The following is a 13,414-nucleotide window of genomic DNA, read 5'->3' on the forward strand; positions in this document are numbered from 1 at the left end:
CAATCTAACTGTAACTTTAACTTATGAAGAACCTTGGAAATGAGAATTTAGACCAGGTCTTCAGAGATGAAATCACGAAAGTTTCGGACTTCAAGTTCGGGACAACGGTGGTCAATGTCTTTGACGACATGGTGAGCAGGTCAGTACCCTATTACAACGAGATGCAGCGGATGCTCGCCGAGATCGCTGCCGACCATGTGAAGGAAGGTACATTTGTGTACGACCTGGGCTGCTCTACCGGCACTACGCTGATCGGTTTGGACCAACTCATTCCCTCGGACATCCGGTTCATCGGGATCGACGAGTCGCAGGAAATGCTCGATAAATGCGACGTGAAGTTGAAAGAGGCGGGGTTCGTACGTCCTTACGACCTCGTTGCGGGCGATCTGCATCAGCAACTTCCCATTACCAACGGTTCTGTCGTGATCCTTTGCCTTACATTACAGTTCGTAAGGCCATTGTACCGTGAAAGGCTTCTGAGAAACATTTACGAAGGATTGAACCCCGGCGGCGTACTGTTGCTGGTGGAGAAAGTGCTGGCGGAAAGCAGCATATTCAATCGTGATTTTATCAAATACTATTACAACTATAAGCGCCGGAACCATTACAGCGAGCTCGAAATCTCGCAGAAAAGGGAAGCGCTCGAAAACGTACTGATCCCGTACAAGTTGTCTGAAAACATGCTTCTGCTGAAAGAGGCCGGTTTCGCCGACTGCGAAATTTTCTTCAAGTGGTACAATTTTTCAGGAATGATAGCTCATAAAAAATCATGATCGCGATCGGTAACTTCTTTTTCAAGTACAGAAATAACCTGTTTATCGTCCTGTACCTGCTGTTGTTTGTGCCGTCGCCGCCGATCTTTTCGCGTGAGCAATTCGGGCCAGCCTATTTTCTGTACCCGGTGATCCTCGGATTGCTGGTGACGTTTGCGGGGGAAATCATCCGGGGTATTACCATCGGCCTCGCGTACATTATCCGCGGGGGCCGCGATAAAAAAGTGTATGCCGAAACGCTGGTGACCGAGGGTATTTTCCGGCATTGCCGCAACCCGCTATATGTAGGGAACATTCTGATGCTGCTCGGCGTGGGTATTCTGGCCAATTCGCTGATCTATGTCGGAATCGTAATGCCGTTGTTTTTGTTTATATATCAGGCGATCGTACTGGCCGAGGAGAATTTTTTGAGGAATAAATTCGGTACGCAATTCGACGCTTATTGCAGCCGGGTGAACCGTTGGCTGATCAATCCGGCCGGTATTTTAGAGACATTCAAAGACATGCGCTTTAATTACAAGCGATGGATTTTGAAAGAATATAATACATTGCTGGTGTGGCTGATAGGTATAGTGGCCATCCTGATTTTCAAATACCCGGAGATCGTGCCGACGCCGGATAGCAGAATCGTGATTTTCGCGGCGATCGTATTGGTACTCGGCGCATTGTATGGTTATGTAAGGTATTTGAAGAAATCCGGAAAAATGACAGACAGCATGGCATGACTTTAATGACTGCACCCTCCTGAACCTACCGAAGCATCACACATTCATTAACCCCCTAATAAAAAGCACCATGAATATTGTAATCGTAGGAGGAGGGTTCGCAGGCGTCAATCTGGCGCTGGACCTTGCAAAAAGCAAAAAATTTGAGGTAACCCTGGTGGATAAGAATAATTACAACTTCTTTCCGCCGCTGATATACCAGGTCGCTACGGCCTTCCTGGAACCATCGAGCATTAGTTACCCGTTCCGAAAGCTTTTTTCAGGTAAGGAAAACCTTCACTTCCGGTTAGGGGAATTACAAAGAGTGGTGCCGGGAGAGAACAAGATCGTCCTGCATAACGGTGAGGTATCGTACGATTTCCTCGTGCTGGCCACGGGCGCGGAAACGAATTTCTTCGGCATGGAGAACGTGAAGCGGAATGCGACGCCGATGAAGACGGTCGAAGACGCGATCAGTATGCGGAACAAACTACTGACGCAAATGGAGCAGGCGACGCTGAGCGACGATCCGGAAGAAATCAAAAAGCTGCTCACGGTTGTGATCGCGGGCGGTGGCCCTACGGGCGTGGAAATCTCCGGGATGTTTGCCGAAATGCGTAACGGGATTCTCCGCAAGGAATATCCGGACCTCGCCGGAAAAGGCAGTGAAATATACCTGGTCGACGGCAGCGAGGCATTACTCTCGCCCATGAGCAAGGAATCACAAAAGGACACGTATGAAGCATTGCGCAAACTGGGCGTGAAGATCCGCCTCAATACCCACGTGTCCGACTTTGTCGACGACAAAGTTTACTTCTCCGAAGGCGACAGTATCGACGCGAAAACGCTCATCTGGGCCGCCGGGGTTACAGGCCGGGTATTCGAAGGCATTCCGGCGGAAGCTTACGGGCGCGGGCGAAGGATGCTCGTGGACGCGCACAATAAACTGAACAGCTCCTACAATATCTACGCAATCGGCGACTGCTGTCTGCAAACCACCGACGAAGGCTTCCCGAACGGCCACCCGCAGGTTGCGCAGGTAGCCATTCAGCAAGGCAAGAACCTCGCGCGCAACTTCGAGCGAATTGTGGAGAACCAGCCGCTGCATGGATTTAAATACAATGATAAAGGCTCGATGGCCATCATCGGCCGTGCCAAGGCCGTGGTAGACCTGCCCTCGCCGAAAGTACATTTCAAAGGCGTGATCGCGTGGCTGGCCTGGCTTTTCATTCACCTTATAGCGCTGATCAACCATCGTAATCGCATGAAAACGCTTTACAACTGGATGATCGCCTATTTCACCAAAGATCAGTCCCTGCGAATGATCATCAAGCCCTCGGTAACGCAGGAAAAGGTCGAATCGGTTTAATGGAACCGTAATTCAACGTTTATCGTTGGCAGTTTGACAAAAAACACTGAATTTTAGTATCCGAAAGCCACCAGCGCATTCATTCAGTGTGCAAAAAACCAAATAATGGAACCGATCACGATTGATGTAACTCAAAACACACCATACGGTCTCCAGAAACTTGACTCATCCATTTCTTTCCGGAGCTTCATCAACTTTCTGGAAAGTAAAATCGATCAGGAAGAAACGGTCAAAAAGACATTTTTCTCGCTGGTTCTTGACAAGCTGAAAGCCAATCCGGGTTTCAGCCAGGATATTCCGCTCGCGGAAGTCACCAACTATAAGGAAGAACTGAGTTTGATCTATGGCATGCTTATGCCACCTATCGCCAACGAAAAGGAAGTTTTCTGGGCGTTGAGTGCTCCCGTCAGCCCTATTGTATTTTACGGCACGTCGGGTTTTTATAGCCTGCTTTTCCAGCAGGATGGCAATATCAGGTGCGACCTCATCGAAGACCGCGGGGTCAACTACAAGCAGAAAATGCAGATGCTCTATTCCTTCATCCTGGAAAAGCTCTACCATTTTCCGCCCCTGCACCACCCGGATATGATCATCACTTTGAAGGACGACGATTCGGGCCTGCAAAAGTATTACCGGGTGCATATCGACAATCGCTTTTGTGAAGTATATGCCAAAGGCAGCCTTCCCGAGCTCGACCTCGATACGCTGCGCTCCGATTTACAGGAGAATTTCGATATCAATGTATTTTCTACGCTGCTGCCGCACAGCCTCTTCCATTTCGAAGGCTTTTCGGTGATCACGCTGAACGACGTTACGGCAGAGCACGCCGTTGAAAACATCAAGAATACCATCCTCGACCGCGCTTCTTTCGACCCGAAAACGTATTTCAATTACGTGGCAGGCGCATTGAAAATGCTGGTCGAAAATGCCGGCGTCGACTTCGGGCTGATGGCCGTGCTGCGCGTCAACAACAAACTGGTTTTCGACCGCAGCTCTATCCTTTTCAGCAAGCTCATGAGTGCCGCCACCGAAAACGACATGGCCGAGCAGACCTACCTCGATATGGCTACCCAGTATTTCGAGGCGCCCAAGACATTGCTGTTGCGTAACCTGGGAGCGGAGGACCCCAAAAAACAGGACTTCATCCGCATTCTGCAAAATGATGGGGTAGAAGCCTATGCATTACTGCCCGTTTACCATGATAATAATGTAGTAGGCGTGCTGGAAGTGTATTCCAAAGAACAGAAATCGATCGACGAACGGTTGCTCGCGAAGCTGGATATCGCATTGCCGTGGATCGCGCAGATGATGACCAACTACATCGACGAGTTCAATGTGCAGATCGACAATGTGATCCGCGACAAGTTCACGTCGTTGCAGCCCGCCGTACAATGGCGTTTCCGCGAAACAGCCTGGCATTATATCCGCGACAAGGCACTTAACCCGCAAAATGCCGAAATCGAAGGCATTCAGTTCCGGAACGTATTCCCGCTATACGGCGCGATCGATATCCGGAATTCAACCCTTGAAAGAAATGCGGCACTCAGGGAAGATCTCCGTCTTCAATTCAATGTATTGATAGAAACCTTTACTGTTCTGAAACAAAAACTCGGGTTCGGGCTGGCCGACGAGATGATCTTCAAATGCAAAAAATGGATTGCGGACATCACCGACGACAGTACCGATAACGACGAAATGAAGATCCGGGACTTCCTGGAAAACGAGGCACATCCATTTTTGGAGCATTTCAAAGAAGAAAGCCTCAAAATGTTCGGCTCGGGTGCCATGGACCCGGGCGAGCTGGTACTGCGCAATCGCATCGATCAGTATTTTGCCATGATCGACGAGGACCACGGCTCGGCATTTGCCAACCGCCGGGAGCTGGAAGCATCGATGCAGGCGATCAATTCGGCGGTTAACCTTTACCTCGATCTGTTCAGAAATGAAATCCAGGAATCGTACCCCTGCTATTTCGAAAAATTCCGGACGGATGGTATCGAGTACGACATTTACATTGGTCAGTCCATTGAACCGCAAAAGCGTTTCAGCGAACTTTACCTCAAAAACATTCGTCTGTGGCAGCTGACGACCATGGCGGCTATTGCCCGGATCACGCATTCGCTCATCCCGCAACTGGAAAAACCGCTGGAAACGACGCAACTGATATTCATCAACTCGGGCAGTATCGATATCAGCTTCCGGGACGACGAGCGGCGGTTCGACGTCGAAGGCGCATACAATATCCGGTACCAGGTGATCAAGAAGCGGATCGACAAGGTGCATGTGAAAGGGACCGGCGAACGGCTTACCCAACCGGGAAAGATCGCGCTGGTGTATTTCAACAACAAATCGGCCGAAGAATATGTGGGGTATGTCCGGTATTTACAGGAAAAAAATACTTTATTGGATGACCTGGAATTCTTCGATCTCGAAGACTTGCAGGGAGTTACGGGCCTGAAAGCGCTCCGTGTGGGCGTAAACCTGGAATCGGACTGGAATTAACGAAGCATTATAACTGAACGTTCTATGAACTATAACCATCGGCTCGACAAGGTTAAGCATCACGTCCACCATTTTTTCGGTACGAAAGCGCTGGCGCAGCTCAGTTACCATAACCTCGTTCATACCGAGTCGGTGGTAGCTAATGCGGTCAAAATCGCCAACCATTACCGGTTGGAGGACAAAGAGACTTTCATTGTCGTGACGGCCGCCTGGTTTCATGATACGGGTTACAGCACCGGCGAGGCAGCCGGCCACGAGAAAAGAGGCGCTGAAATGGCGGCCGAATTCCTCCGCTCGGAAGAGGTGGATGAAGAGGTGATTGCGGAAGTCGAAGGATGTATTCTGGCAACGGTATGGCCCCAGAACCCGACGAATTTTCTCCAACAGGTAGTTTGTGACGCCGATCTGTTCCATTTGGGTACGCCCGATTTCAGTGACTGGAACAAGCTCGTGCGCAAGGAAGCGGAACAACGCCTCGGCCGGAAGATTGATAAGACGGAATGGCGCAAAAGCACCATCAAACTGTTGGAATCGCATACTTACCAAACCGATTACTGCCGCGACCTGCTCGATAAGCAGAAGAAAAAGAACCTCGAAAAATTAAAACAGAAGCTACTGGAAGAAACCCTTGAAGAACCGGGGGAAGATATTGGTCCGATAGAAGCCTCTGTCGGGGAAACGATAGCCGACAGAGGCCCGACGGAGCTGGCCGTGGCACTGCCGGTTGCGAAGCACCATCATCACAAAGACGAAAAAGCATTCATTCCCGAAATAGCCGAAGGCAAAAAGAAGAAGGACGACCGGCCGGACAAGGGCATCGAAACCATGTTCAGGATCAGTTCCAACAACCACCAGCGCCTGAGCGATATGGCCGATAACAAGGCACATATCATGATCACGACGACGTCGATCATCATTTCGGTGCTCCTGAGCGTGCTCGTGCGCAAGCTCGAAGACAATGCGTACCTGATCCTCCCGACCATGATGCTGCTCACCGTTTGTATGGTCACCATGGTATTCTCGATCCTTTCCACCCGCCCGACGATCCCGCGCGGTACATTCACGCAGGACGATATCGACGCCAAAAGCGTGAACCTGCTGTTTTTCGGTAACTTCTACCGGATGTCGTTCGATGAGTATTCCAAAGGCATGCAGACGATGATGAACGACCGGGATTTTCTGTACGGAAGCCTTACGAAGGACGTTTATTCCCAGGGAGTTGTGTTGGGCAGGAAGTACCGGTTGTTGCGCGTGGGGTATAATGTATTCATGTTTGGCATCGTCATTTCCGTGGTCGCGTTTGTGATCGCCTCCATTTTCTTCGAACACTGATCCGCCGTCTTATGGAAGCGTTCCGCTATTTCAACCGGGATATCAGCTGGCTTACTTTCAATGAAAGGGTATTGATGGAAGCCGCGAACGAAGCCGTCCCGCTCATGGAACGGATCAGGTTTCTGTCGATCTATTCGTCGAATCTCGATGAATTTTACCGGGTGCGGATGCCCTACCTGCAAAAGAACGCGATGAAGGATGCCGCGAACAACGCCTACCTCGAAGCGGAAGCGACCGTGAACCGGCAGCAGGAAGAATTTGGTCGCATTCTCGGCAAATCGATCATACCCGCATTGGCGCGCCAGGGGATTCATTTTTTGTATAAAGAAAGTGTTTCCGAACAGATTGCCGCATTCGCGCGCCGCTATTTTTACACGCAAATAGCAGGCTTTTTACAGCCCGTTTACCTGAACGATAAAACGTCATTTTTTCCTGAAAACAACCAGATTTACATCGTAGTGGTATTGCAACTGCCGGGCGATAAGGAAAAAATAGCGCTGGTGAATATCCCCGTGCCGCAACTCGACCGGTTTGTGAAAATCAAACTGCCAGACGATGAGTATGTTATTTTCCTCGAAGACCTGATCCGCTGCAATCTGAGCATTCTCTTTCCCGATGCGCTGGATATCAAAGCATTCAATATCAAAGTGACCCGCGATGCGGAGCTGGATTTGCTCGATGAAGACGGCGAGGACATGGCCGAGCAGGTGGAGAGGCAATTGGGTAAACGCGATTTCGGTCTGGCTACGCGGTTCTTGTACGAGCCGGGGTTGTCGCTGAGGCATTTGCAATACATCGTGAATGTTTTTGACCTGAAAAAAGCGTCGCTCGTCGAAGGCGGGCGGTATCATAACCTGAAAGATTTGTCGTCGTTGCCGGTCGCTTCTCCGGCGATTTCCTACCCGGCCTGGCCCGCGGCGCAGCATCTGGAAGGGTTCGAAGAACCGGAGACGCTGTTCGAAGCGTTGACCCGCCGCGATCTGATGGTGCACGCGCCTTACCAGACTTACGATACCATTCTGCGCTTTTTCAACGAAGCCGCGATTGACCGAGCGGTACAGGAAATCTACACGACGATGTACCGCGTCGCGCATGATTCTAAAATTGCCCACGCGCTCATCAGCGCGGCCAAAAACGGCAAAAAGGTGACGGTACTGGTCGAGCTGAAAGCACGGTTCGATGAGGCCAACAATATCCGTTGGGCGAAAAAGATGAAGTCGGCAGGGGTGAAGATCATCCACAGCGTAACCGCATTGAAAGTCCACGCGAAACTTGCACTGGTGAAGCGCAAACACCCAACGCATTCCCACCTCGGCCTGCTCGCGACCGGTAACCTCAACGAAGGGACCGCACGGTTTTACACCGATCATATCCTGCTTACCGCTCATCCGGCCATGCTCAAAGAAACCGAGCTTCTGTTTGGGTTTTTGAGCAAAAAGAAAAAACCAGAGAAGATCGACGCGATGCGCTTCGAGCATTTGCTGGTAGCGCAGTTTAATCTTCAAAACAGGTTTATTGAACTGATCGACAGGGAAATCGATAATGCCAAAAACGGCCTGTCCGCAGGCATTACCATTAAGCTGAATAACCTGGAAGAAGAGGTACTGATCAACAAACTCTATGAGGCTTCCAATGCAGGCATTGCAGTGAACCTGATCGTCCGCAGCATTTGCAGGCTGGTGCCGGGCATTCCGGGACAAAGCGAAAACATTCGCATCAAGCGCATTGTGGACCGCTACCTCGAACACGGACGCGTTTTTATTTTCCATAACAACGGCCGGCCGGAAGTATTCATGGGCTCCGCCGATTGGATGAACCGCAACATTTACCGCCGGATCGAGGTGTGTTTCCCCATTTATCACGAAGATTTGAAAAAACAGCTAACCGACATCCTGGCCCTGCAATGGGACGATACCGTACAGGCGGTTTGGATTGACGAAAAGTTGCATAATGTGCCCGTCACGACACTTCCGGGGGGCGTACGCTCGCAGGAGGCCATTTACCATTACCTGACGGGCGCTGTCGAGAATTTTAAAAAGACATTCTAATGAAAAATCCATACTCATCGACCTTGGCGGCTGTTGCATTGCTGGGCTTGCTCGCAACAGGCTGCAATTCGACGCAAAAAGAAACAGAGACTTTCCGGGAATACGATTTCAATAAGCCAGAAAAATTCAACCTGCCCGAGAGTCTTTTCGAGGTTTCGGGCATTGCATTCGATCAGGGGCAGAGCGATACGGTTTACGCGATCCAGGACGAGGATGGCAAGCTGTTCAGGCTGGCGTGGGACGTACCGAAGCAGCTGCATTCCAAATTCAGTAAGAAGGGGGATTATGAGGATGTTTCGATCATTAACGACCGGGCTTACATTCTGAAAAGCAATGGTACCATTTACACATTTCCGATGGCGGAAGCCGTTTTCGAGGAACCGGAAGGCGTGGCAGAAGTGAAAGGTGTTCTACCCAAAGGTGAATATGAAGGAATGTACGGCGACGAAGGTACCGGCGAGCTGTACGTCATTTGCAAGAACTGCGCGGATGACAATTCCAAGAACAGCGTTTCCGGCTATATCCTGAAAACCGGACCGGATTCGGTGATTGCGGAATCGGGCAAGTTTGCGATCAATGTGGACGAAATCAAGGCGATTACCGGCAAGGTAGCGCGTGGTTTCAGGCCGTCGGGCATTGCACGTAACCCGATCACGAAGGAATGGTACATTATTTCGGCGGTGAACCAGATGGTCGTCGTCACGGACCGGCAATGGAAGGTGAAAGACGTCCATCACCTCAACAGCAACATGTTTATCCAGCCGGAAGGCATTGCGTTCGACAATGCGGGTAATCTTTATATTTCCAACGAGGGCGACGACCTTTTCAGCGGGAATGTGCTCAAATTCAGAAAATCGGGCCGGTAGGGCCTTTGCTGACATCCTATGAATCAATATTTACTCCGTTTACTCGCATTCGGGGCAGTTCTGACAGGCGTTTCGTCCTGTGCGAGCTATAAAACCCGTTTTTCGAAAGAAGGTGCGCAATGGCAGTCGGCATCGCCCGATCCTGCTTTGGAACTGAAACATACCATGTACCTGGTCGGCGACGCCGGCAACGATTCGCATGAAAACCGGGCCCCGGTTTTGGAATACCTCAAAACGAAACTGGCTACCGAGTCAAAAAACAGCTCTGTGCTGTTTCTGGGCGATAATATTTACGAATCGGGCATGCCGCCGTCAGAAGATTCCGCAGCGCGCAAAGTGGCCGAATTCCGCATCAACTCACAGCTCGAAACCCTCGAAAACTTCAAAGGCCACCCGATTTTCGTGCCCGGTAACCACGACTGGCGCGGCTGGGGCGTGAAGGGTTTGAAACGACAGGAGAAATACATCCAGAAGTACATCAACGAAAGCCGCGGCAAAAAGGATAAGGAGGAATATGAAGATTATTTCCTGCCGTTGAACGGCTGCTCAGGTCCCGAAGTGGTGGAACTGAATGATAATGTGGTGATTATCGTCGCCGATTCGCAATGGTGGCTCACCGACTGGGACCGCGACCAGAAGATCAACGACGGCTGCGAGATCAGGAACCGCGAGCAGTTCCGGTTTGTGTGGGAGAATGTGGTGCGCAAATACCGCAGCAAACACGTAGTGATCGCGATGCACCACCCGCCTTACACGTATGGCCCGCACGGGGGAAGGTTTACCATCAAGCAGCACATTTTCCCGCTGACCGACCTGAATCCGAAACTCTACATTCCGCTGCCGGTGATCGGTAGTCTCAGCGCATTGTTCCGCGCGACGATCGGCTCGCGGCAGGATGTGGCCAACAAGCATTACAAGGAGTTGCGGACGGCCGTGCTCGCGGGCGCGAAGAAGAATGGCAAATTTATTTTCGCGAGTGGGCACGAGCATGCATTGCAGTTTATCGAGAACGACGGGCAGGAGTTTGTCGTAAGTGGCAGTGGTTCGAAAGTCAGCCCGGCGAGTCTTGGTAAAGGTTCGATGTTTTCCTCGTCCAAACTCGGTTTTTCTACATTGAGCTTCTATAAGGATGGCGAAACCTGGGCTAAATTCTGGGAAGTGACGCCCGACGGAAAGGATGCCAAACTTGTTTTTCAACACAAAGTGAAAGACAAGCAAAAGATCGAAATACCGGATTCTACCATCGCATTTACCGAGTATAATCAGCACGCCGATTCGACCACGAAATTCATCGTCAGTAACGAGGTCAAGCCCATTGGAAAAGTGCATAAAGCCATGCTCGGCGAGCATTACCGGCCGCTTTATTTACAACAATACCGCTTCCCGGTGCTGGACCTGGCCACTTATAAAGGCGGTGTGGTACCGACCAAGCAGGGCGGGGGTAACCAGACCAACTCTCTGCGCCTCCGCGACAAGGACGGCAGGGAATTTGCCATGCGCGGCCTTACCAAGGACGTGAGCCGGTTCCTGCCGTTTCCGTTCAACCAGATGATTGCGGCGCAATACCTCGTGGAAGATAACTTCCTGTCGACGAACCCCTTCGCGCCGCTGAATATGCCTGCTTTGGCAGGAGCTGTCAATGTGTACCATACCAATCCGAGGATGTATTATGTGCCGGCGCAGCCCGGTTTGGCAACATTTAACAGCCTTTTCGGAGGCACGATGAACCTCGTGGAAGAGCGCCCCGACGGCAAGCGCTGGAAAGATGCCGATTTCTTCGGGAACCCCGACAAGATTGTGAGCACGCCCGACCTCGTGGAGGCACTGTTGGAAAACAGTAAAAATAAAGTCGATGAGCCCTGGGCGATCCGTACCCGCCTGCTCGATTTCATTATCGGCGACTGGGACCGCCACGACGACCAATGGGCGTGGGCTTCCACCAAACAAAAGGACGGTACCACCATTTACCGCCCCATCCCCCGCGACCGCGACCAGGCATTTTCGCGCTACGATGGCTTCCTGACAAATATCGCACGGCAAACGCTGCCTTTCCTGCGGCAATTGCAAACCTACGGCCCGGAGATCCAAAGCATGAAATGGACCACATGGAGCGCCCGCCTTTTCGACCGTACCTTCCTGAACGAACTGAGCTGGGAGCAATGGGAAGAACAGGTGAAATTTATCCAGAAAAACCTCACCGACGAGGCTATCGAGGCATCTTTCAGAGACTGGCCGGCCAAAGCAGCCGAAATGGCCTCGCCCAGAATGATCGAAGGTTTGAAGGCCCGCCGGGCACATTTGATGGAGATCGCGCGGACGCATTATGAGTTTGTGAGTAAAGAGGTGAATGTGATCGGTACCGAGGAGCAGGAACGCTTCGTGATCGAGCGCGTGGACGACGCGCATACGCGGGTGACGGTGTACGAAACAAGTAAAGAGGGCCGCATCAAGCACCAGAACTACCAGCGCGTTTTCGAAAATGCCGTGACGCACGCCATTAATATTTACGGAAATGGCGACGACGACGAATTCATCGTCAAAGGCGATGTACACAAAGGCGTGAAGCTGCGGCTGATTGGCGGGCTGGGCAAGGATGTCTTCGCGGATAGCGCACGCGTGAGCGGTGGCGGGAAGAAGACGCTTGTTTATGATGATTTGAAAAACAACACCATTATTCCTGGCCCGGACACGAAGGACAAACGCACGAGCCTGTACCGTTTCAACGTGTACGACCGCCGGAGTGCCGACAGTAACTACGACATTACATTGCCGCTGCCACTGCTGGGCGCTAACCCGGACGACGGCTTCTTCCTCGGCGGGGCCGTGAATGTGACCAAATATGGGTTCAAAAAAGAGCCGTATGCCTCGGTACAGTCGATCGGTGGAAGTTTTGCAGTGAGAACGCAGGGCTTTAAAGTGAACTATACCGGCGATTTTATCAATGCATTCAAGAAGTTCGACTTCTATCTCGATAGCTATTACCGCGGTCCGCGCTACGCATTCAACTACGCCGGCCTGGGCAACGAATCCGAGCGGCCTGTGGATGATCCCAACTTCTACCGCGTGCGGCAGAGCGCATTCTATGTTTATCCGGCGCTCAAAAAGCGGTTCGGCGGGCACAATGGCTTCATTACATTAGGGCCGGTATTCGAGCTGAACGACATTCAGGCCACCGGAGGCAGGTACATTACCAGTTCCGAGAATGGCTTGCCGGATGATCTTTTCAAAACCAAATATTACAGCGGGGCGAAGTTCACATTCAATTTCAGCAGCATCGATAACCTGTTCTCGCCGCATTCGGGTATTCGTTTCAATGCCGCCTTGAACTGGACGACCGATCTGAAAAACGACAAAAACTTCACAGGACTTCGTGCGCAATTTGCCTGGTACACCGCCCTCGACCAGAAAGAAAACCTGATCCTCGCGACGCAGCTAGGCACGGGCGTAAACTTCGGCAGCGGCTTCCAGTTTTTCCAGATGCCGAATATCGGCGGCAAGCTGGGCCTGAGAGGGTACCGCACCGAGCGTTTCTACGGAAAAAGCTCCGTTTGGCACGATACCGACCTGCGTCTCCGCCTCGGCAGCAGCTATAACCCGACATTACCGCTCACCTATGGCATTTTCGGTGGCTTCGACTACGGTCGCGTATGGCTCGAAGGCGAATCGTCCGACAGATGGCATTACGATTACGGCGGCGGCATCTGGCTCTCACCGGTAGATGCGCTGACCATCGCCGCAGGGGCATTCATTCCGAAGGAGAAAAACGAGGAAAAGCCGCGGATCGCGATTCAGCTTGGGTTTTGGTTTTGATGGGGGCGGG

Annotated in this window: 8 protein-coding genes; all 8 read left to right on the plus strand. The window is 51.5% G+C overall.

From position 1 onward, the window contains the following. Positions 1-23 precede the first annotated feature (23 nt). The 8 genes from cmoA to BMW93_RS16285 all read left to right on the plus strand — a co-directional run bounded on the left by cmoA (position 24) and on the right by BMW93_RS16285 (position 13,404). The gene (gene cmoA, locus BMW93_RS16250; RefSeq protein WP_090378208.1) at positions 24-773 is read left to right on the plus strand and encodes a carboxy-S-adenosyl-L-methionine synthase CmoA; all 750 of its coding nucleotides are present in this window, start codon (positions 24-26) and stop codon (positions 771-773) included. Continuing rightward, positions 770-1,498 (plus strand): isoprenylcysteine carboxylmethyltransferase family protein, encoded by a 729-nt coding sequence (locus BMW93_RS16255; protein ID WP_090378211.1) that lies wholly within the window; start codon positions 770-772, stop codon positions 1,496-1,498. The genes cmoA and BMW93_RS16255 overlap by 4 nt, the downstream gene beginning before the upstream one ends. A gap of 70 nt (positions 1,499-1,568) precedes the next feature. Beyond that, complete coding sequence (locus tag BMW93_RS16260) at positions 1,569-2,846, plus strand: NAD(P)/FAD-dependent oxidoreductase (RefSeq protein WP_090378214.1); 1,278 nt, start codon at positions 1,569-1,571, stop codon at positions 2,844-2,846. 105 nt (positions 2,847-2,951) lie between these two features. Continuing rightward, on the plus strand, positions 2,952-5,348 hold the full coding sequence (locus BMW93_RS16265; protein WP_090378217.1) for a GAF domain-containing protein: 2,397 nt from the start codon (positions 2,952-2,954) through the stop codon (positions 5,346-5,348). Between the two features lie 24 nt (positions 5,349-5,372). Beyond that, on the plus strand, positions 5,373-6,680 hold the full coding sequence (locus BMW93_RS16270; protein WP_090378219.1) for a Pycsar system effector family protein: 1,308 nt from the start codon (positions 5,373-5,375) through the stop codon (positions 6,678-6,680). Positions 6,681-6,691: 11 nt separating this feature from the next. Then, a complete protein-coding gene (ppk1, locus tag BMW93_RS16275; RefSeq protein WP_090378223.1) occupies positions 6,692-8,728 on the plus strand; it encodes a polyphosphate kinase 1 in 2,037 nt (678 codons plus the stop codon). Beyond that, positions 8,728-9,594, plus strand: a complete 867-nt coding sequence (locus BMW93_RS16280; protein WP_090378226.1) for an SdiA-regulated domain-containing protein — start codon at positions 8,728-8,730, stop codon at positions 9,592-9,594. Before ppk1 ends, BMW93_RS16280 begins: the two co-directional genes overlap by 1 nt. A gap of 18 nt (positions 9,595-9,612) precedes the next feature. Further along, positions 9,613-13,404, plus strand: coding sequence for a metallophosphoesterase (locus BMW93_RS16285; RefSeq protein WP_090378229.1), 3,792 nt, complete (start codon positions 9,613-9,615; stop codon positions 13,402-13,404). Positions 13,405-13,414: the final 10 nt, after the last annotated feature.

Origin of the sequence: Dyadobacter sp. SG02 (assembly GCF_900109045.1) — a bacterium.
Classification (GTDB): Bacteria; Bacteroidota; Bacteroidia; order Cytophagales; family Spirosomataceae; genus Dyadobacter.

Bases quoted from the DNA above. Each gene is read 5' to 3' on its own strand.
- cmoA (WP_090378208.1), top strand. From the start codon at position 24: ATGAAGAACCTTGGAAATGAGAATTTAGACCAGGTCTTCAGAGATGAA.
- BMW93_RS16255 (WP_090378211.1), top strand. From the start codon at position 770: ATGATCGCGATCGGTAACTTCTTTTTCAAGTACAGAAATAACCTGTTT.
- BMW93_RS16260 (WP_090378214.1), top strand. From the start codon at position 1,569: ATGAATATTGTAATCGTAGGAGGAGGGTTCGCAGGCGTCAATCTGGCG.
- BMW93_RS16265 (WP_090378217.1), top strand. From the start codon at position 2,952: ATGGAACCGATCACGATTGATGTAACTCAAAACACACCATACGGTCTC.
- BMW93_RS16270 (WP_090378219.1), top strand. From the start codon at position 5,373: ATGAACTATAACCATCGGCTCGACAAGGTTAAGCATCACGTCCACCAT.
- ppk1 (WP_090378223.1), top strand. From the start codon at position 6,692: ATGGAAGCGTTCCGCTATTTCAACCGGGATATCAGCTGGCTTACTTTC.
- BMW93_RS16280 (WP_090378226.1), top strand. From the start codon at position 8,728: ATGAAAAATCCATACTCATCGACCTTGGCGGCTGTTGCATTGCTGGGC.
- BMW93_RS16285 (WP_090378229.1), top strand. From the start codon at position 9,613: ATGAATCAATATTTACTCCGTTTACTCGCATTCGGGGCAGTTCTGACA.